This window comes from Sphingopyxis witflariensis (assembly GCF_002205635.1).
Lineage (GTDB): Bacteria > Pseudomonadota > Alphaproteobacteria > Sphingomonadales > Sphingomonadaceae > Sphingopyxis > Sphingopyxis witflariensis.
On sequence record NZ_NISJ01000007.1, the window covers coordinates 178,352 to 196,844 of the forward strand.

At 64.1% G+C, this 18,493-nt stretch carries 14 protein-coding genes; 3 read left to right on the top strand and 11 right to left on the bottom strand.

Annotated features, from left to right (window positions below; translation table 11 throughout):
• Positions 1 to 1,461: 1,461 nt before the first annotated feature.
• The 9 genes from CDQ91_RS13945 to CDQ91_RS13985 form a co-directional block, all read right to left on the bottom strand.
• Positions 1,462 to 2,382 carry an alpha/beta hydrolase gene (locus tag CDQ91_RS13945; RefSeq protein ID WP_088473331.1) on the bottom strand — a complete coding sequence of 307 codons (921 nt, stop codon included), beginning with the start codon at positions 2,380 to 2,382 and terminating at the stop codon, positions 1,462 to 1,464.
• Positions 2,383 to 2,398: 16 nt separating this feature from the next.
• Complete coding sequence (locus tag CDQ91_RS13950; protein WP_088473332.1) at positions 2,399 to 3,913, bottom strand: NAD-dependent succinate-semialdehyde dehydrogenase; 1,515 nt, start codon at positions 3,911 to 3,913, stop codon at positions 2,399 to 2,401.
• A 5-nt stretch (positions 3,914 to 3,918) separates the two neighbouring features.
• Positions 3,919 to 5,664 carry an acetolactate synthase catalytic subunit gene (locus tag CDQ91_RS13955; protein ID WP_088473333.1) on the bottom strand — a complete coding sequence of 582 codons (1,746 nt, stop codon included), beginning with the start codon at positions 5,662 to 5,664 and terminating at the stop codon, positions 3,919 to 3,921.
• Positions 5,665 to 6,083: 419 nt separating this feature from the next.
• A complete protein-coding gene (locus CDQ91_RS13960) occupies positions 6,084 to 6,860 on the bottom strand; it encodes an IclR family transcriptional regulator (protein WP_088473334.1) in 777 nt (258 codons plus the stop codon).
• Between the two features lie 87 nt (positions 6,861 to 6,947).
• Positions 6,948 to 7,733, bottom strand: a complete 786-nt coding sequence (locus tag CDQ91_RS13965; RefSeq protein ID WP_088473382.1) for a 3-ketoacyl-ACP reductase — start codon at positions 7,731 to 7,733, stop codon at positions 6,948 to 6,950.
• 40 nt (positions 7,734 to 7,773) lie between these two features.
• Entirely contained in the window at positions 7,774 to 8,736 is a 963-nt protein-coding gene (locus CDQ91_RS13970; RefSeq protein ID WP_088473335.1) for a cyclase family protein, read from the bottom strand.
• 11 nt (positions 8,737 to 8,747) lie between these two features.
• A complete protein-coding gene (locus CDQ91_RS13975; protein ID WP_088473336.1) occupies positions 8,748 to 10,178 on the bottom strand; it encodes an aldehyde dehydrogenase family protein in 1,431 nt (476 codons plus the stop codon).
• Complete coding sequence (locus tag CDQ91_RS13980) at positions 10,175 to 11,008, bottom strand: alpha/beta fold hydrolase (RefSeq protein ID WP_088473337.1); 834 nt, start codon at positions 11,006 to 11,008, stop codon at positions 10,175 to 10,177. The genes CDQ91_RS13975 and CDQ91_RS13980 overlap by 4 nt, the downstream gene beginning before the upstream one ends.
• A 35-nt stretch (positions 11,009 to 11,043) precedes the next feature.
• Positions 11,044 to 13,488: a TonB-dependent receptor gene (locus CDQ91_RS13985; RefSeq protein ID WP_158213681.1), complete on the bottom strand. Its 2,445-nt coding sequence runs from the start codon at positions 13,486 to 13,488 to the stop codon at positions 11,044 to 11,046.
• A gap of 270 nt (positions 13,489 to 13,758) precedes the next feature.
• Here CDQ91_RS13985 and CDQ91_RS13990 point away from each other — a divergent pair, with 270 nt between their 5' ends.
• The 3 genes from CDQ91_RS13990 to CDQ91_RS14000 all read left to right on the top strand — a co-directional run bounded on the left by CDQ91_RS13990 (position 13,759) and on the right by CDQ91_RS14000 (position 16,972).
• A complete protein-coding gene (locus CDQ91_RS13990) occupies positions 13,759 to 15,381 on the top strand; it encodes an AMP-binding protein (protein ID WP_088473339.1) in 1,623 nt (540 codons plus the stop codon).
• A gap of 3 nt (positions 15,382 to 15,384) precedes the next feature.
• Positions 15,385 to 16,026 carry a 2-hydroxychromene-2-carboxylate isomerase gene (locus CDQ91_RS13995; RefSeq protein WP_088473340.1) on the top strand — a complete coding sequence of 214 codons (642 nt, stop codon included), beginning with the start codon at positions 15,385 to 15,387 and terminating at the stop codon, positions 16,024 to 16,026.
• A gap of 70 nt (positions 16,027 to 16,096) precedes the next feature.
• Complete coding sequence (locus CDQ91_RS14000; protein WP_088473341.1) at positions 16,097 to 16,972, top strand: SDR family oxidoreductase; 876 nt, start codon at positions 16,097 to 16,099, stop codon at positions 16,970 to 16,972.
• Positions 16,973 to 16,999: 27 nt separating this feature from the next.
• On the opposite strand, the gene CDQ91_RS14005 is transcribed toward CDQ91_RS14000, so the two are convergent.
• Together CDQ91_RS14005 and CDQ91_RS14010 are read right to left on the bottom strand one after the other, a co-directional pair.
• Complete coding sequence (locus CDQ91_RS14005) at positions 17,000 to 17,896, bottom strand: LysR family transcriptional regulator (protein ID WP_088473342.1); 897 nt, start codon at positions 17,894 to 17,896, stop codon at positions 17,000 to 17,002.
• Positions 17,897 to 18,008: 112 nt separating this feature from the next.
• On the bottom strand, positions 18,009 to 18,416 hold the full coding sequence (locus CDQ91_RS14010) for a RidA family protein (RefSeq protein WP_088473343.1): 408 nt from the start codon (positions 18,414 to 18,416) through the stop codon (positions 18,009 to 18,011).
• Positions 18,417 to 18,493: the final 77 nt, after the last annotated feature.

The following is an 18,493-nucleotide window of genomic DNA, read 5'->3' on the forward strand; positions in this document are numbered from 1 at the left end:
TTCCGCATTCTGTTATCGCACATTTATTTCGTTATTTGCACTAATTGTAAATAACGAAATATCTATACCAAGCGGGTCTTTAGTGTGGAGGCGACAAAAAGCAGTCGCAAAACCTTGATTCAGAACGTTTTTCATAATTAGGGTCATCGAGGGATACACTGTATAGAATTCAGTGCTACAATGACCAGAGTCGCTGGACATTGGCGCGGCTGCGTAGCGACGGGGTAGTTAACCCCTTCGAGCCTCGATCACCGCAAGGGTGGCGTCGTTGGAGGTGTCCGGCGCAAATGCGCGGGCGCCGCCGAGACGGCAGCCTCGGCAAGCCGCTTTTCATTCAATCGCCAGTTCAGACCCTTTCTGCCCGGAGACGAGCGTCCGTGCATATTTAGTCCCGCGCGAAGCGTTGCTAGCGGATGAGGCAGAATCTTAAGCTCCGTGTCTCAAGCTTCCGTTATCGGCTCGATCACCCTCATGATCGCTGCTGGCGCCGGGCCTGAGGAGATCATGTTAAAGCTTCAGAATATCATTCTCGAAATGATCGCCAAGGGAGACACGCTGGCTAACACGGCCACGCGAATTTGCATCGAGTCGGAGGCCTCTTGTTCCGGTTGTCATTTGCTCGGTGCTGACGGTTGACGGCGCCGGACTCGTCCATCCGCTAGCAGGCCCAAGCCTTCCTTCTCACTATTCGGCGACCCTTGATGGCTTAAAACCGGGTCAAACCGCGGGGTCGTGTGGAACGGCGGCCTACCTACGCTCCGAGGTCACGGTTTCCGATATCGAAAGAGACTCGCGATGCGGACTATAAGCATCTCGCGCTCCGCTCGGCTTGCGCGCCTGCTGGTTGAGCCCCATAATGGAAGACCGGCGAGCCGGTCGGAACCTTTGCCTTCCATCACCGTGAGCGCCGGGGTCCGACGGAGCTTGAACGAGAAATTGTCAGACAATGCGTTCACCTTTGCGCGATTGCGCTTGAGCGCGAGCAACGTATCGAAGCCCATAGTCTGCGCGCGTTCGCCGACGCGCTCACCGCGCTACCGAACCGGGCAGCGTTCAACGCTGCGCTTGGAGCGCTGGACTGCGGCGCCCCGGGCGACTGGGCGCCGCTCGTCATCGATCTCGACACGAATCATTATCAATCCCCTTTTCAGCCTGCGCCGCTAGCCGAATTGAGAATGGTTCGCGAAAATTCGATTGGCGGAGAGAAGGTGTGGCCAAATTTGGCCGATGCAGGAACCGCTCCGCCGATTGGTGCTGGTATCGATGCGAGCCGCTCCTGCGAGCGCCGCACCTGATTGGACTTCGTGCTGCTGCAGGCAGACCCCCCCGAATCCTTCAAAGGAGGGGGCGCGTGATAGACGAGCCTATCCAGGCTGGCCCGATCAGCCCCGTTCGCCAGCGGCCGCCCCCGCCTCGCCGGCGGCGTTCAGCTCCGACAGGATCGCACCAGCTGGTCCGCGATCAGCGCAGCCTGCGATCGAGAAAGGATACGGCGCTTTCCAGCGCCTCCCTCGCCTCGGGAATTACGTCGATAAACATCGGCCAGACGTGGAACATGTCGGGCCATATTTCGAGCGAGGTCCGTACCCGGCTATCGGCCAGGTGGGTCGCCAGCTGGATGGCGTCGCTGAGCATGACCTCGCTTTCGCCGATCTGGACAAGAATTGGCGGCAAGCCCCGCACTTCCGCGAACACCGGCGACACGTCCGGGTCGTTCGGACGCGTCGTCCCCAATATCGCCCGCGCCATCAAGAGCAATATTTCGCGCGAGCATAGCGGGTCGATGCCGTCCCGCGTCGTGTAGCTCGCTCCAGTCATTTCGAGATTGGCCCAGGGCGAGATCGCGACCCCGCCCGCCGGCAGCGGCAAGCCGGCGTTGCGCGCGCGCACCATTGCCGAGACCACCATCGCACCGCCTGCCGAATCCCCGGCGAGCACGATCCGCTTCGCGCGCTCCGGGTCCGCCGCCAGCCAGGCATAGGCCTTGCTTACGTCATCGAGCGGTGCGGGAAAGAGATGCTCGGGCGCAAGCCGATAGTCCGGGACGTAAACGCTGGCGCCTAGCAGCTTGGCAAAATGACCGGCGATGCCGTGATATCCCGCCGAACCGCCGCTGAAATAGCCGCCGCCATGAATATAGAGCATCACCCTCCCCTCGCGCGGCTCCGCCGGAGTGACAAGCGCGCCGGGAACACCTCCCATGTCGGCAGGCGACACCGTAACACCAACGGGCGGGAGGTTGCGGGCAAGCTCCTGATTGTATCGCGCGCGCAGCACGTCGGGGGTTTCCGCGAGCTTTTCGCCGAGCAGCAAGGGGGCGAGCGCCATGGCCACCTCCTTCCATCCTTCGAGACGTTCGCGCATGGCATCGTTCAGCGGCATTTTCTTCTCCCTGGGGTCAAGCGGCGGCGGTTGTGCGATCCTGGAATGCGTCGAGGGACCGCGGGCTTGCGCGACCGATCGCGGCGTAGTGGATGGACAGATATTCCTCGATGCCCTCGGCGCCGCCTTCGCGGCCGAGTCCCGAGTGTTTGACACCGCCGAAAGGCGCGGCGGGATCCGAGACAAGGCCAGTGTTGATGCCAAGCATTCCGGCATGAAGCTCGTCCTGCAGTCGAAGCGCCCGGTCGAGATCGGCGGTGTAGGCATAGGCGGCAAGCCCATAAGGGGTCGCGTTGGCGGCGCTGATCGCTTCGGTTTCGCACGCAAAGCGCTGAACCGGCGCGACGGGGCCGAAAATTTCCTCGTCCAGGAGCCGCGAGCCGGGTGCGACGTCGGCGAGCAAAGTCGGCGGATAGAAATGGCCTGGCCCCTCGGGCAGATCGCCGCCGGTGATGAGGCGCGCGCCGCGCGCGAGTGCGTCGCTCACCAGCGCATGAACATGATCGCGCGCGTTCCGGTTGATCAGGGGGCCGATCGCACCCTCGCGATCTCCAAAGGTGACCGCCTCGAAGGCACGGCCAAGCCGCGATAAAAACTCGTCCGCAATCGCCTCATGCACCAAAAAGCGGTTTGCGGCCGTACAGGCTTGCTCCGCATTGCGCAGCTTCGCCTGCATCGCCCCTTCGATCGCCGCATCGAGGTCGGCATCTTCGAATATGAGAAAAGGCGCGTTGCCGCCGAGCTCGAGCGAACTGCGCTGCACATTGACAGCCGTCGCCGCGAGCAGCAGGCGGCCGACGCGGGTCGACCCGGTGAACGACAATTTTCGCAGCCGCGGATCGGCAAGCAGCGCGCCAATCGCGGCCTCGGCCCGCAGCGTCGGAATCAGGTTCAGGACACCGGCGGGCAAGCCTGCCTCGGTCATCAAAGCCGCGAAACGGGCTGCCGTCGCCGGCGTGAGTTCGGACGGTTTCACAACCATCGTACAGCCTGCTGCCACCGCGGGCGCGACTTTGCGCGTCACCATGGCAAGCGGAAAATTCCAAGGCGTCACCAGCAGGCACGGCCCCACCGACTTGCGGCTGACGAGGTGGCGAAGGCCGCCGTCAGGGGCGATCTGATAGCGGCCATGCACCCGAACCGCTTCTTCAGAAAACCAGCGGAGAAACTCGGCCGCATAGGCGACCTCACCGCGCGCCTCGGCGAGCGGTTTTCCCGTTTCCTGTGCAATAAGTGACGCAAAGGCCTCGCGGTCCGCCATCAGAAGATCGAACCCGCGGCGCAAGATTTCGGCGCGCTCACGCGGAGCGACGCGTGCCCAATCCGGCTGCGCCGCCACCGCCGCGTCGAGCGCGGCAAGTGCGTCGGCGGGACTTGCATCGACAGCCTCGCAAAGCGGGAGTCCGGTGGCCGGGTCTTCAATCGTGAAGCGGCGTCCGTCCGAGCCCGACCGCCACCGTCCGCCGATCAGCAGTTCCGATTGCCGTTCTTCCCCTGAACGGGACTCGACTCGGTCGAGGACGGTCGCCATCGCCGTCAAACGCCTTGCAGTTCCCGGGCCGGATTGGCGGTGGGCGGCGTTGCGAGCCGCTCGACCTGGCCGTCGAAGATCCGCAAGGGACCGGAGGCGTCGGCGCTCGAAATGACATCTAGGAGCGTGACCTGGCCCGACGCCATGGCCGTCGCCAGAGCCGGCCCGAAATCCTCGGGATCGTCGATCCGGACTCCCACCGCGCCGACCGACCGGGCGACCGCGGCATGATCGACGGCAATGAACTCGATGCCGGTCGTGCTGCGCCCGAAGCCCAGATTTTCTCCGTGGCGCTGCATGGCAAGCTGCGAATTGTTGAGAACCACCAGCGTGAAGGGGATGTCTTCGCGCACCGCCATCTCAAGTTCGGCCCAGACATGCGCAAAACCGCCGTCGCCGACGAGAGCGACCACCCTGGCCTCCGGACGCGCAAGCTTCGCCCCGATGGCATAGGGAAGGCCCCAGCCGAGGCCGGCGAGCCCGCGCGGGGTGATCACGCGCTGCCCGGCGCGCCGCGCGGTCAGATAGCTGGTGACCCAGACCGATGAATAGCTGGCATCGGCGACGACAATATCGTCGGGCGAGATCAGCCGGTCGAGCTCCGCCATCAGCCGCTGCGGGAGGATCGGCCGGGCCGGGGACTCGCATTCGGCGCGGATCGCTTCGAGACGCGCTGTCCGCGCCGACAGGATCGCCGCGCGCAGCGCCGCCGCCTTGCTCTGGCGGAGCGTCAGGTCGCACCGCGCAAGCGCATCGGCGAGGTCGGACACCGCGGAGCGGGCGTCGCCCACGAGCCGCACGGCCTCATAGGTCCGGCCGACTTCCTCGCCGGCGATGTCGATATGGATATAGGTCGCGCCCGGCGCGGTCAGCGTCCAGGCATCGGTGCCGTTTTCATTGGTCCGGGTTCCGATCAGGAGAACCACATCGGCCTTTTCGAACATCGCCCGATGCGCGGCGGCGGGCCCGTTCTCGCCCGTTATATTCGCGGCGACACCCAGCGACAGGGGCGCGGTTTCGTCGATCGCACCCTTGCCCATGAAGGTCGTCGCGACGGGCAGCTGACCCACGTCGATGAGGCGCGCGAGTTCGTCGGTTGCCCCCGACCCGTGAACGCCGCCGCCGACGATGATTACCGGGGCCTCGGCCTCGGCGAGCAGTTGCGCGGCGGCCTCGACGGCCGCCGCCTCGGGGCGCGGCCGGTCGAGCGGGAAGCCACCCAGATTGCGCGTGCGGACGAAGGGCGGCGGCGTGCACGGCTGCATCAGCATGTCCTTGGCAAGCAGCAGCACGACCGGCCCCGGGCGTCCGCTGTTGGCCGCGATCATTGCGAGATCGATATATTCGGCAGCGCGGTTGGGATCGTCAAGGCGGCGGGTCCATTTGGAGACGCCGGCGAACAACGCAAAATGGTCGAACTCCTGAAAGGCATTGCGGTCGCGCTGGGCGGCGGGAACTTCCTGCACGAGAACGAGCATCGGGATCGATGCGGTCAGCGCCTCAGCCATCGGCGCCACCATCAGCGTCGCCGCCGGGCCGTTCTGCGCCGCGACCACCCCGATCCGGCCCGACACCCGCGAATAGGCATCGGCCATCGCGCCGGCCGCATTTTCGGTCCGATAAAGGAGTTGCCGAATGCCCGCCTCCTCCGCTGCCAACATCAGCGCGGTGGGGTTGCTCTGGCCAAAAATGAAATCAACGCCATGGCGAACCAGCGCTCCTGCAATCACGTCCGAGACACTCTTGGTCATCACTCATTCCCCTTCGCTCGGCGGCGGGTCTCCCGACATGGTCCTGATCGCCTTTCCCCGACCGACCCTGCTTCATCCGCTCACCCGCGTGGTCGCGAGGAAAGCGATAGAACCATGTTGATCATCGGACAGACCGCCCCTTGTCTCGAAACCCTACGCTCCAACTTTCATTATATGAAATACATTCTCTATTTGACATAGATTCCTTCAACTGTAAACCCGTCGAAACACGGCCCGCGCATTCGGCGGGCGCGACAAGGCTGGCAGCAATGGCGCTCGCGCGTCAGCGGCTCATGTATTTGGGAAGCAGCAAGATTATCACTCGCCGTAGCGATGCCGCCGACTACAGACCGGTCCAATGACGGTATTGCGCGGCCGGAAACCCAGCCCGATAAAATCGAGAGGTTGCCGAGCTGGAGCTAGTGCGCGCGGAACGCAGTATTCTTGAGGAGGCGCGTGGCTTCCGCCGCCGCGGCCAAGACGGCTTCGCGAAACGCATCGGGCGACTTGTCCATGCGGAATATCGGAGTCACAATGCCCACCGCCCCCAGCACCGCGCCGGCAGCGTCGAAGACGGGAGCACCGATCGAGATAATGCCTTCTTCGGTCTGCCCGTCATCCACCGACCATCCGCGCGAGGCGGTCAGGGGCAATTCCTTTTCCAGCGCTTTCATTATCGCCTTGCGAAGCTGGCCGGCGGTGCTCGCGAGGCTCTCGTCGAGCATCGCCTTTCGCTCGGCGCCGTCAAGGTGGGCCAATACGGCCTTGCCGGCGGCGCGCCGATATTCATGCCCCGACAATCCGACATAGAGGCCCGCCACCCGCAACCGCTGCGATCCCTCGACCAGCACTTTCAAGACGACATGCTGCGCCTCGCGGAGCGAGAGGAACGAGGTTTCCATCGTCGAGGCAGCGAGCTGCTGAACGACAGGCGCCAGCAGTTGCTCGACGCTCTCGTGCCGCCGGTAATTTTGCGCGAGGATGGCCACCCCGTCCCCAAGTTCAAGCCGCCCCTCGTCGTCGCGCTTGATAAAATTGCGCGCCACGAGGGTGCGGAGCAGATGATAGGAGGTGGTGATATTGAGGTCGAGCGCCTTGGACACGTCGCGGATATTGGGCGGCACCGGCGCCGTCGCCACATATTCGAGAAATGAAAGGGCCCGTTCTACGGTTTGTAGCGTGTAATTATTGTCCATGCGGCCTGCGTAGATCAGAATGTGCTTATTGAGGATGCTCTATTTGCAAAGCAGCGGCAACGGCAAAGAAGTCGGCCGGGTCCCCAGCTACAATATGCGCGGGATATTGAGCCCGCCGGCCGTCCAGATCGGTTGTCCGGTCATATATGGCAGAGCGCCCGACGCGAGCGAACAGACTGTCCGGCCGACATCTTCGGGCAACCCCCATCGCGCAATCGGAACAGTGCCGGCGGCCAGCAGTTTCTCGATTGTATCGCTGCCCGTCTTCGCCGTCATCGGCGTCTGCATGAGGCCCGGGCGAACCTCATGGACGTGAATGCCGTCACCGGCGAGGCGCGCCGCGAATAATTTGGTGACCATCGACAGCGCCGATTTCGTTACGCAATATTGCGACCGATCGGTGAAGGACAGCTCGGCTGCGATCGAGGTGATCAGGATGATCGAGCGATAGGCATCGGGCGCTGCCGGGCCGCTCGCGATCAGCATTTTGGCGAAGGCCTGAGTGAGGAAGAAGGTGCCGCGCAGGTTGACCTCGACCGAACGGTCGAAAGCGTCCGAACCGAGTTCAAGGATATCGGTCAGCGGCCTTGCGGCGATCCCAGCATTGTTGACGAGGCAATCGAGCCGCCCGAAATCCGTCTCTATCGCCGACAGCACCGGCGCATGGGCCGGTATATCGGCGATATCCATCTGATAATAGCGGCACGTGCCTGCACCCTCGGCGGGCGCGGTCAGCACTGCGGGCAGCTCGGCCTTTGCCGCCAGATCGACGATCGCGAGATCGAACCCCGCCGCGCGCAGCGACTGGGCGATGCCGAGGCCGAGGCCCTGCAATCCACCGGTTACAATCGCCACGGGGCGTCTCGGAGACATATCTCTTTCCTCCAGCAGCATCGTCACACTCCCTCGAACTTCACTTGATTGCCACGGGATTTACGGGCGCGCCGGTGCCGTTCACGATTTTGAGCGGTGCGGCGACATAGAGAAAATCCCACTGCCCGTCGTCGGCACAATCGGCCGCGAGACGCGACAGGTCACACAATTCGGTAAAGGTGACGCCAAGATTGCGCATCAGCGCGCCGTGCAGCGGCAGCATGGCGCCATTAACCGGATCGATGGTCACCTCGTTGGCCATGGTATCGGTAAGCAGATTGGGGATTTCCATGGCGTGGAACCAGTCGACCAGCTCGGGCGAGTAGGTCAGGCCAGGTTCGACAAAATGGGCATAAAATTCTTCGGCTCCGAGCGCAAAAAAGGATTCGATGAAGCCGGTACGGATCAGCAGAATATCATGTTTGCGGATTTCGCAGCCCTGCGCCGCAGCTGCCGCGAGCAGGTCCTCATGGGTGAAGGTTTCGCCCTTGTCGAGCCAGGGCTTGCCGCGCAGCCGCGCGATATCGAGCAGGACACCCCGGCCGACGATACCGCGCTCACCAATGGCCTGGACACTCGCCTTCTCAAGCCCGCCAATCGTGGTTTTGGCATCATAGCCATTGTATAACTGTCCGTCGTACCAGACATGACCCAGCGCGTCATATTGAGTCGATCCCTGCAGATAGGCCGAGATCGCATCGTCGGCATAATGCTGGCCGCCCGGCAGGTCGGGAGCCTTGCCGCAGCACCAATGGCCTTCATCGATGATCTGGTACCGTTCGGCGCTGCGTCGGCCGGGCCAGACAGGGTCACCCTTCGGATCCGCCATCGGCACCTGAAGGGTGAACTGCTTGCCCGACCGGACGCTGGCGACGGCGCTAAGGACCTGCTGCGTGCCGAGAAAATTAAGAGCGCCGACCTCATCGTCGGGGCCCCACCGCCCCCAGTTTTTCGGCGCGTCGCGCAATATGTCCGCGACATCGGATCCCATGGCATGGCTCATTGTCTCTCCCCTCAACCGGCTGGCGCGAGCTTGCGGCTGGTGATCGTCTGACTGTTGGTAAATTCGAGCAGGCCCGCCATGCCATGTTCGACGCCGACGCCCGACTGCTTGTGCCCGCCGAACGGTGCGTTGGGCAGGAAGGCGAACATTTCGTTGATCCAGACGGTTCCGGTCTCCAGCCGCGCACCGATCGCGCGTGCCTGGTCGAGGTCGTTCGACCAAACCGACCCGCCGAGTCCGGTCTCGCTGTCGTTCGCGCGCCGGATCACATCGTCGATATCGTCATATTTGAGCAGCGGCAGCACAGGACCAAAGGCCTCTTCGGTCACGACGCGCGACTTTTCGGGCGGATTGTCGACAATCGAAATGGGAATGAAATAGCCGGGACATCCCGAAACCTCGCCGCCGATCAGAAATTTTTGTCCCTCGGCGCGCGCGTCGTCGAGCAGCTGCCTGACCTTCTCATATTGCATTCCGTTCTGGACCGGCCCGAGATCGATTCCCTGCTGGGCTCCGTCGCCGAGCGCGACCGTCTTGGCAAATTCGACCAGCTCATGGGCGACGGCATCGTAAATGTCGGCGTGAATATAAAGCCGCTTGATGGCGACGCAGACCTGCGCGCTGTTGAAAAAGGCGCCCCAGAAAAGCTGCGGCGCGATCTCCTTGGGGTCGACATCGGGAAGGACGATCGCGGCGTCGTTGCCGCCAAGTTCCAAGGTGACCCGCTTGAGGGTCTGCGCGGCGCTTTCCATCACGCGCTTGCCGGTCGCGGTCGAGCCGGTGAATGACACTTTGCCGATGTCGGGATGTGCGGTGATCCATTGTCCCAGATCATTGCCGCCCGATACGATGTTGAGCACGCCGGCCGGCAGGACATCGCGGAGCAGCTCGCCAAGCTTCAGCGTCGAGAGCGGTGTATAGGGCGACGGTTTGAGCACCACGGTGTTGCCCGCCAGCAACGCGGGCGCCATTTTCCAGATCGCCATCAACAGCGGCGCATTCCACGGCGTGATCGCGCCAACGACACCGATCGGCCGGTGATGGATTTCGACACGGCGCGTATCGCTGTCTTCGACCAGCTCGACCGGCAGCGTGAAGCCCGCGACCGCTTGGCACCACTGGGCGCAGACGTCGATCTCCCATTCGGCACCGCCGAGCGGCCTTCCCTGTTCGGCGGTAAACAAGCGAGCCATCTCGGATTTGTGACCAAGCATGTGCTCGGCGATCGCGGCGATCATCGCCTGCCGTTCGCTGATCGGCCGCGCCGACCATGCCGGAAAGGCCCTCTTGGCTGCCGCCACGGCGGCATCGAGCTGCGCGCGGCTCGCATCCGGAACATGGGCGATAACCTCTTCGGTCGCCGGATTGACGACCGCGATGGTTGCATCGCTGACGGCGCCTTCGCCATCAATCGTCATGCTGTAATGGTCGTCGAAGATCATGCCTTCTTCTCCTGTTCGGCAGCCGCCATGAGGGCGAGCATTTCGGGTATGACGACGGCGGGCGCCTCGAGAATCGGACTATGGCCCACGCCCTGCAGGGGCACGAGCCGGGCCCCGCGAATACCGGCCGCGACTTCGCGGCTCCATTCGATCGGCCGCGCGATATCGTCTTCGCTGGAGTAGACGAGCGCCGGGACGGTGATGCTCGCCAGGAGGTCGGCTGCATTTCCCCGTTCCAGAACGCCGTACATGGCGGGCCAGGATGACCGGGGCAGAAGTCCGATGCGGGTGCGCCAATGCGCAAGCATCGCCTGCGCTTCGGGTCTGGCACGCGTCGTCGCGCCAAACATGATCGCCATCATCATTTCGAGATCGTCGCCCGCAAAGCCGTCCTCACCGGTCCGGTCGAGCAGCGCACGAAAATTTGCCATCTGTTCGGGGGGTTCGCTGCGGACCGAGGACCCCATCATGACAACCGAGCGGAACAGCTCTGGACGCTGCGCGAGCATGCGCACCGCGACATCGCCGCCCATCGACGCGGCCGCCAGATGGACGGGTGGCAGCGCCATCGCTTCGATCAGCGCAATCATGTCCGCGGCGCAGCACTCCATGCTGACGGCGGCCTCGGTGGCGGGAGCGCTGCCTCCCTGCCCCCGGAAATCAGGCCGCACGACACGGAAGCGGCCGGCGGCGGCCGGAACCAGATCGTCGAACATCCTCCCGTCGAGGAACAGCGAGTGAAGGCAGACGATCGGCGTCAGGTCCGGTTCGCCCGTATCCTCGACCCAGAGGATCGTATCGCGGACCGCAATTCCTTGTCGGATCGTCATGCCTCTTCGTCCTTCCCCGGCGCCTTGCCGTCTCGTCAGAAATCGTAGCTGAAGGTGACGCCATATTCGGCGGGCCGGCCAGTGTAGCGCACGATCGTGTCGAACGCGCGCAGGCTGTTGGTCCAATAATGCGTGTCGGTGACATTCTTGCCCCACAGCATGAGCTTCCAGCCGGCATCGGGCGACGTCAGACCCGCTCGTAGATCGAGCGTGGTATAGCCCTTGATCGTGGCATCGAGCTTGTCCTGTCCGCCGAGCTGCGGCGAGCCGTAGCTTTTGGTCTGACTACGCACGCCGGCGCCGAAGAAGGCGTCGAGGCTGCCGCTGACCGGAAACGCATAATCGATGCTCGCGGAGGCCGCGAACTTGGGCGCAAACGGCAGATCAGCACCTTCGAAAGATGCGAAGACGGGGAACAGCAGGCCCCCGCTGTTCTGCGCGCCGACGACGCCGTTGAAGTCCTTGATGCGGGTGTTGAGATAGGTCCCGGCAAGGCGCAGGGTCAGCCCGCGCGCCGGTTCTGCGGTCAGGTCGAACTCGGCGCCAAAGATGCGCGACTTGGGGATGCTGACCAGCTGTTCGAGCGCGCCGAACAGCGGGTCGACGGTTTTCCCGCGCGTCTGCTTGTTCGCATAGTCATAATAGAAGGCGGCACCGTTCAGGACGATGCGGCTGCCATCGAAGCTGGATTTGAAGCCGACCTCGTAAGCGGTCAGCTTTTCCTGCGGAACCGGATAGAATTGCGCCTGGCTCGCCGCGTTGACGAGCGGAAAGGCGCCGCCCTTGAAGCCGCGCGACATGTTGGCATAGAACAGCAGATCGTCGTTCGGCTTGAAGTCCACCCCGACGCTCCAGGGGACATTATCCTCCTTGAGCTTCGCATTATAGACGCCCGACACGCAGGTGTCGGGATCGAGCGAGACCGATTCGCCGGGGACCACGGGGGTGAAGGTTGCGGTGGGACAAAAAAGCGGGACATAGGCGAGCGGGATCAGCACGTTGAAGAACTGGGTCAGGCCGAGCGAGCCGGGGATCGGTTCGACATAGCCCGGCGTGTCATAGACCCGGCCCGCGGTCGTGCGGCTGCTGTCAGTGTACCGGATCCCGGCCTTCAGCGTCAGCCGGTCGGTCAGGTCATATTCGAGGTTTCCGAACGCTGCCCATTGTTCGAACAGCTGGCGCGTGTCGAGCGTGTTGGCCGTGAAGCCGTCACGAAACCCGGTCGAGGCAAAGGGATAGATCGCATCGATCCGTTCGTAACTGAAGGTGCGCTGGTAATTGCCGCCGATCATCCAGCGCAGCTGCGCCGAGGGCTCGGTGCTGGCGAGCCGCATCTCCTGGCTGAAATCATTCGCCTTTGCCGGGTTCGCCGCCTGATCGAAGGCAGCCAGGTCGGTGCCCGAATAGGATGATGCCTTGCGCTGGCGCAGGTCGCTGTAGCCGGTCAGCGAGGTGAGCGTGATCGTGTCGCTGACATCGATATTGGCGGTCAGCGATGTCTGGTAGAAACGATCGTCGCGATAGGGCCGGTAATCGGGGCTCCAGTTCGCGGCGCGATTGTTCGCCGGGGCCGCGGGGATCAGCAGCAAAGGAAAATCGGGCGGGACAACCTGACCGAAGGTCACCGAGCCGACGGGCGCCTGCAGGTCGGCGGGGGTGGTCTGGCGCGCCAGCTGCGGAGCCTGCGGGTCCGAGCGGTTGAGCCAGCCATTGGCGTTGAACAGGAGGTTCACCGTGTCGCTCGGCTGCCAGTCGAGGATGAGGCGGCCGGCGACCTCGTCGGTCTTGCCGAGCTTGTCGCCGCGCGTATAACTATATTGCCAGTCGTCGCCCCGGCTCAGCTTGACCGCGATGCGCCCCTTGAGCGTGTCGGAAATGGGGCCGCTGACATAGGCGCCGACGCGCACCATGTTAAAGCGGCCATAGCCAAGCTCGACGCCGGCCTGCAGGTCGTTGGTCGGCTTCGCCGCGATCAGGTTGATCGCACCGCCAGTTGCATTGGTCCCGAACAGGGTGCCTTGCGGCCCTTTCAGCACTTCGATCCGCTCGACGTCGAACGCGGTGAGCGCCCCGAAAGCCGGGATCGCGAGCGGCACCTGATCGAGATACAGCGCCACGTCGGGTGCCGCGCTGAGCGTGCTCTCGAAAAATCCGACACCGCGCAGCGTGTAAACCGGCGTACCGCTGGGCGACGGCGTCACATCAAGGCCGGGAACGATCTTTGCGAGGTCGGTGATGGAATTGACCCCGGCGTTCGCCAACGTCTCGCTACCGAAGGCGGCGACGCTGAGACCGACATCCTGCAGTCGCTGCTCGCGCTTCTGGGCTGTGACAACAATGTCGCCGGCACCGCTGTCTCCGACGTCCTGCCTTTGCGCCGGCGCATCCTGCGCCGCGGCCGCGGCCGGCAATGCGAGCACGAGCATCGCGCCCGCAGCGAGGCGCGCACGAAAATTGCTGCGGTCTCGGTAATCGATCATCGTCTTCCCTCCCATATATCGGGCGCGTTCCCGCCCTATTTGCCCCTTACTTAGCACCGATGGCTTTTGTGTCAATATATGCACACGTTCATATATTGAAATATATGCGCCGAGCGCCATCGAAGCGGGGCGCCTGCGGCGCCCTCCGCGCTGGATGACCGATGTTTCATTATTTCGATAGAAATCATTATTTGACATATTGCATCGTCGAGCGATAGACATTCTCACCCGAACGCGCACCGATCCGACGCGGCAAGAGGGAGAGATTTGATGCACGAGATGGCGACCGCCTCCGGCCCGCTTACCGAATCGCGGTACCCGGCCGACCGCAGCATCCCGCTGATCGAACGGCCCGTGGGCGACATGTTGCTCGCAGCCGCGGGGCGGTACTGCGATGCCATCGCGCTGATCGACGGACAGACCGCGTCCGGACCGCAACGAAGCTGGTCGTTCCTTGAGCTCGCGGCGGACGCGCGCCGCGCCGCGCAGGCGCTGCTCGACCATTTCGCGCCGGGTGACCATGTTGCCATCTGGTCGAGCAATCGACCGGAATGGGCGATTGTCGAATATGGCGCTGCCATGGCGGGCCTCGTGCTCGTCACGGTCAACCCGGCCTATCTCGCCGACGAGCTGACCCACGTCCTGCGCCAGTCGCGGGCGAAAGGCATCATCGTAGAGGACAATTATCGCGGACGCGACCTCGGGGCGATCGTCGCGCAGGTCCGTGCGGACCTGCCCGGGCTGGAATTTATCCTGCCGCTGTCGGGCTGGCGCGATTTCGTGGCCGCCGGCAGCGATCGGGAGCTTCCGGTGGTGCTCCCCGACGCGATCGCGCAGATCCAATATACGTCGGGCACGACCGGTTTTCCGAAAGGCGCCTGCCTGAAACATCGCGGCCTCGCCAACAATGCGCGGCTCTATGCCGAGACCATCGGCGCCCGCGAAGGCGATGTGTGGGTCAATGCGATGCCGATGTTCCATACCGCGGGCTGCGGGCTTGCGACGCTTGGCGCGCTGCAGACCGGCGGCACCCAGGTCATGGCGCCGGGTTTCGACGCGGACCAGATGCTCGACCTGTTCGAGCAGTTGCGCGGCACGATCACGCTCTGCGTCCCGACCATGCTGACCCGGATGCTTGAGGTGCAGGAAAAAACGCCGCGTGACCTCTCCTCATGGCGGCTTGCGACACTCGGGGGCGCTCCGGTGCCGGTCGAACTCGTCCGCCGCGCGCAGCAGGTGGCGGGCATCGAGGTCGGCATCGGCTTCGGGCAAACCGAATCATCCCCCTATCTGACCCACACCCTGCCCGCCGATCCGCATCCGCAATGGGCCGAAACGATCGGCAGGCCGCTTCCCCAGACCGAGGTCAAGATCGTCGATCCGATAAGCGGCGCGGTCCAGCCGATCGGGGTCTCGGGCGAAATCTGCGCGCGCGGCTATTGCATCATGGCGGGCTATCATGATGCCGACGAAGCGACGCGCGCCACCATCGATGCCGAAGGATGGCTTCACACCGGCGATATCGGCAGCATGGACGAATATGGCTACTGCCGCGTGCTCGGCCGACTGCGCGACATGATCATTCGCGGCGGCGAAAATGTCTATCCGCGCGAGATCGAGGATGTGCTCATCACCCATCCCGGGGTCGCCGATGCCGCGGTCGTCGGCATTCCCGACGCCGACTGGGGCGAGACCGTGGCCGCTTGCATCCGCGCGAGCGGTGCCCAGCCGCCATCGCCCGAAGAGCTTGCCGATTACTGCCGCGCCCGGCTCGCCGGATACAAGGTGCCCCGGCGATGGCATTTCATGAACGCTTTTCCGCAAACCGCATCGGGCAAAATCCAGAAATTTGCCTTGCGCGATGTCCTGCTCGGCGGCCCGTCCGGGGACTAGCCCGTGTCGCTCGAAACCGAAGTGCGCGGCGCCGCCACAAGCGAAGGCGCGATCGACGTCTATTTCGACTTCGTGTCGCCCTATGGGTGGATCGCCGCGGAGAAGGTCGGCGCGGTGGCGGCGCGCTTCGCCCGGCCGCTCCGCTGGCATCCGATCCTGCTGAAGGTGACGGTGGTCGACACGATGGGGCTCCTGCCGCCATTGGAAACCCCGCTGAAGGGCCCTTATCTGCATCACGATATAGCCCGGTCGCTCCGCTATCATGGCCTCCGCCTGGCCGAATCCGCCCGTTTTGGCTTCTCGTCGCTCGCGGCGGCGCGCGCGGCGCTATGGGCGCGCCGCGCCGCGCCCGACCATCTCCACGCGCTCATTCTTGCCCTGTATCGCGCGCACTGGTCGGATGGCCGCGACATTGCGCGCGGAGATACGGTTCTCGATATCGTTGCGGACGTCGGCCTGCCGCGCACCGACGCCGCCGCAGCGCTGCAAAGCGACGCGGTCAAGCAGGCGCTGGCCGATGAAAATACCGCCGCGATTGAGGCCGGCGTCTTCGGATCGCCGACCTTCGTCGTCGACGGCGAACCATTCTGGGGCGCCGACCGGCTCCCCATGGTCGAGGCATGGATCGCCCGGGGCGGATGGTAGCCCCCGCGCTCCCGCCTGGAGACATCAGCAATATTGGGCGGCCGCCGGCCGCAACGAAGGACAGGACATAATGGCTTCGCTCAAGAACAAGACCCTTTTCATCAGCGGCGGCTCGCGCGGCATCGGGCTCGCGATCGCGCTGCGCGCCGCGCGCGACGGCGCAAATATCGCGATTGCCGCGAAAACGAGCGAGCCCCACCCGACGCTTCCGGGCACGATCCATAGCGCCGCCGCGGCGATCCGCGATGCCGGCGGACAAGCTCTGCCGATCCTGTGCGATATCCGCGAAGAGGAGCAGGTGGAGCGCGCGGTTCACGAAACCGTGCGCGCCTTCGGCGGAATCGACATCTGCATCAACAACGCCAGCGCGATCCGCCTTACGGGGATTCTCAACACGCCGGTCAAGCGCTTCGACCTGATGAACGGCGTCAACGGGCGCGGCACCTTTCTGGTCAGCCAGAAATGCCTGCCGCACCTTCTGAAGGCGGACAACCCGCACATCCTGGCGATATCGCCGCCGCTCCATCTCGAGGAGCGCTGGTTCGCGCCCCATGTCGCCTACAGCATGGCGAAATATGCGATGAGCCTCGTGATCCTGGGCGTTGCAGGCGAGTATCGCGGCCGGATCGGCGTCAATGCGCTATGGCCGCGAACCGCGATCGCGACCGCAGCGATGGCCGAGTTCAAGCCGGCGATCGGGCAAGGCGCGCTGCGCTCGCCCGACATCATGGCCGACGCCGCGCACATCGTCCTCACCAGCAAGGCGAGCGGGACGACCGGCAATTTCTTCATCGACGACGAATTGCTCGCTGCGCATGGCATCGACGATCTGGCCGGCTATGCCCCGCCGGGAATCGCCGACATCGACATCGTCCCCGACTTTTTCGTCCCCAGTCTGCGCGAGCTGCGCGGCCTTCCCGATCCCGACAATCCCTACAGCCCATAAGGGCAGGGGCTCGCCGCGCTCGCGCGCTCAGGTCGCGAGCTTTGCCACCATCAGGTCGATAAAGTGCCGGACCCGGGGCTCGAGAAAGCGCTTGGTGGGATAGACGGTGATGATCTTGACCTCGTCGGTCTCGGCGCCGGGCAGGACATGGCAAAGCCGCCCCGCTTCGATATCGGCGGCGATCAGAAATTCGGGGAGCAGCCCGATCCCCAGGCCGGCGAGCGCGGCGTCGCGAATGGCCTCGCCGCTGTCGAGGCGCAAGCGGCTTTGTCCATGCACTTTCGTCCACGCGCTCGCGGCATCGCGCAGCCGCCAGCTCTGCTTTTGGGCGCGGCTGCTGAAAAACAGGCAGTCGTGGCGCGACAGCTGCTCGATCGAAGATGGTTCGCCGCGCTCTGCAAGATAGGAGGGGGACGCGCAGAGCAGCGCCCGGTATTTCGCGACAACGCGGCTCACCAGGCGGTTGTCCGAACTCGTCACCCCGATGCGGACGGCAAGATCAAACCCTTCCTCGAACAAATCGGCCACCCGATCGCTGAAACTGACCTCGACCTGGATATCGGGCCAGTCGGCAAGATATTGTTTGAGCAGGGGCAGGACAACGAGACGCCCGAACGCATCGGGCACGGTGAGGCGCAGCAGACCTTTCGGCTTGCCGCCTTGCTGCGCGACGCTGGCTTCGGCGTCCTCGATCGCGGCCACGATCTGCAAGCCGCGATCGTAGAAGATGCGGCCTTCGTCGGTAAGGTTGAGCGTGCGCGTCGTCCGATTGAGCAGGCGAACGCCCAGGCGATCCTCGAGCCGCGCCACCGCCTTGCCCGCCGCCGACCGGGTCAAACCCATCGCTTGTCCCCCGGCCACGAAACTGCCCGCATCGACAATGGCGAGATACACCAGAATGTCGTTCAGATTAGCGCGCAGCACGGCGTTCTCCCTACCCCGCTCGGCCGGGATTACCGCCGCCACCCTAACGCAATGGCCGCGCGCTTTCGATCCCCTTGATTGCCGGCCAAGCCGAAAGATTTCGCCGCGACTCTCAGTCCGGCACGCGCACCGTCATCTCGATTTCGACCTGGAGGTCGGGACCCGCCAGGGCCGCGACGCCGATCCCGGTGAGACTCGGCTGCGCTCCGTCGAACAAGTCATAAATATGCGGCCACAGCTCGCCGAGCCGGGTTTCGTTGAGGTCCACCAGATAGATGCGCACGATCATCAGGTCTTTCGCGGTGGCACCGATCGCGGCGAGCGCAGCTTTGGCGTTGCGAACGACCAGCTCTGCCTGGCCGCCGAGCATCGCAGGCACGGGACTGCCATCGGGGGTCCAGGCGACCTGCCCCGAGATGCAGGCAATCCGGCCGGCCTCGGCAATCGAGATCTGCGAATATCCTGCCGCCGCGGCGTCGGGCATGGTCGGAGGGTTGAGCCGGGTAATCGATGCGGTCATGGTCAAATGCTTTCAGTTGCGAGACATGCTGTACCAGCGGGTATCTAGCGCATCGCGATTGTCGCACGGCGAGACAG

What these genes read in the sequence shown, in the direction of transcription:
- CDQ91_RS13945 (WP_088473331.1), bottom strand. Translation starts at nt 2,382, where the DNA reads ATGCCGCTGAACGATGCCATGCGCGAACGTCTCGAAGGATGGAAGGAG.
- CDQ91_RS13950 (WP_088473332.1), bottom strand. Translation starts at nt 3,913, where the DNA reads ATGGCGACCGTCCTCGACCGAGTCGAGTCCCGTTCAGGGGAAGAACGG.
- CDQ91_RS13955 (WP_088473333.1), bottom strand. Translation starts at nt 5,664, where the DNA reads ATGACCAAGAGTGTCTCGGACGTGATTGCAGGAGCGCTGGTTCGCCAT.
- CDQ91_RS13960 (WP_088473334.1), bottom strand. Translation starts at nt 6,860, where the DNA reads ATGGACAATAATTACACGCTACAAACCGTAGAACGGGCCCTTTCATTT.
- CDQ91_RS13965 (WP_088473382.1), bottom strand. Translation starts at nt 7,733, where the DNA reads ATGTCTCCGAGACGCCCCGTGGCGATTGTAACCGGTGGATTGCAGGGC.
- CDQ91_RS13970 (WP_088473335.1), bottom strand. Translation starts at nt 8,736, where the DNA reads ATGAGCCATGCCATGGGATCCGATGTCGCGGACATATTGCGCGACGCG.
- CDQ91_RS13975 (WP_088473336.1), bottom strand. Translation starts at nt 10,178, where the DNA reads ATGATCTTCGACGACCATTACAGCATGACGATTGATGGCGAAGGCGCC.
- CDQ91_RS13980 (WP_088473337.1), bottom strand. Translation starts at nt 11,008, where the DNA reads ATGACGATCCGACAAGGAATTGCGGTCCGCGATACGATCCTCTGGGTC.
- CDQ91_RS13985 (WP_158213681.1), bottom strand. Translation starts at nt 13,488, where the DNA reads ATGATCGATTACCGAGACCGCAGCAATTTTCGTGCGCGCCTCGCTGCG.
- CDQ91_RS13990 (WP_088473339.1), top strand. Translation starts at nt 13,759, where the DNA reads ATGCACGAGATGGCGACCGCCTCCGGCCCGCTTACCGAATCGCGGTAC.
- CDQ91_RS14000 (WP_088473341.1), top strand. Translation starts at nt 16,097, where the DNA reads ATGGCTTCGCTCAAGAACAAGACCCTTTTCATCAGCGGCGGCTCGCGC.
- CDQ91_RS14010 (WP_088473343.1), bottom strand. Translation starts at nt 18,416, where the DNA reads ATGACCGCATCGATTACCCGGCTCAACCCTCCGACCATGCCCGACGCC.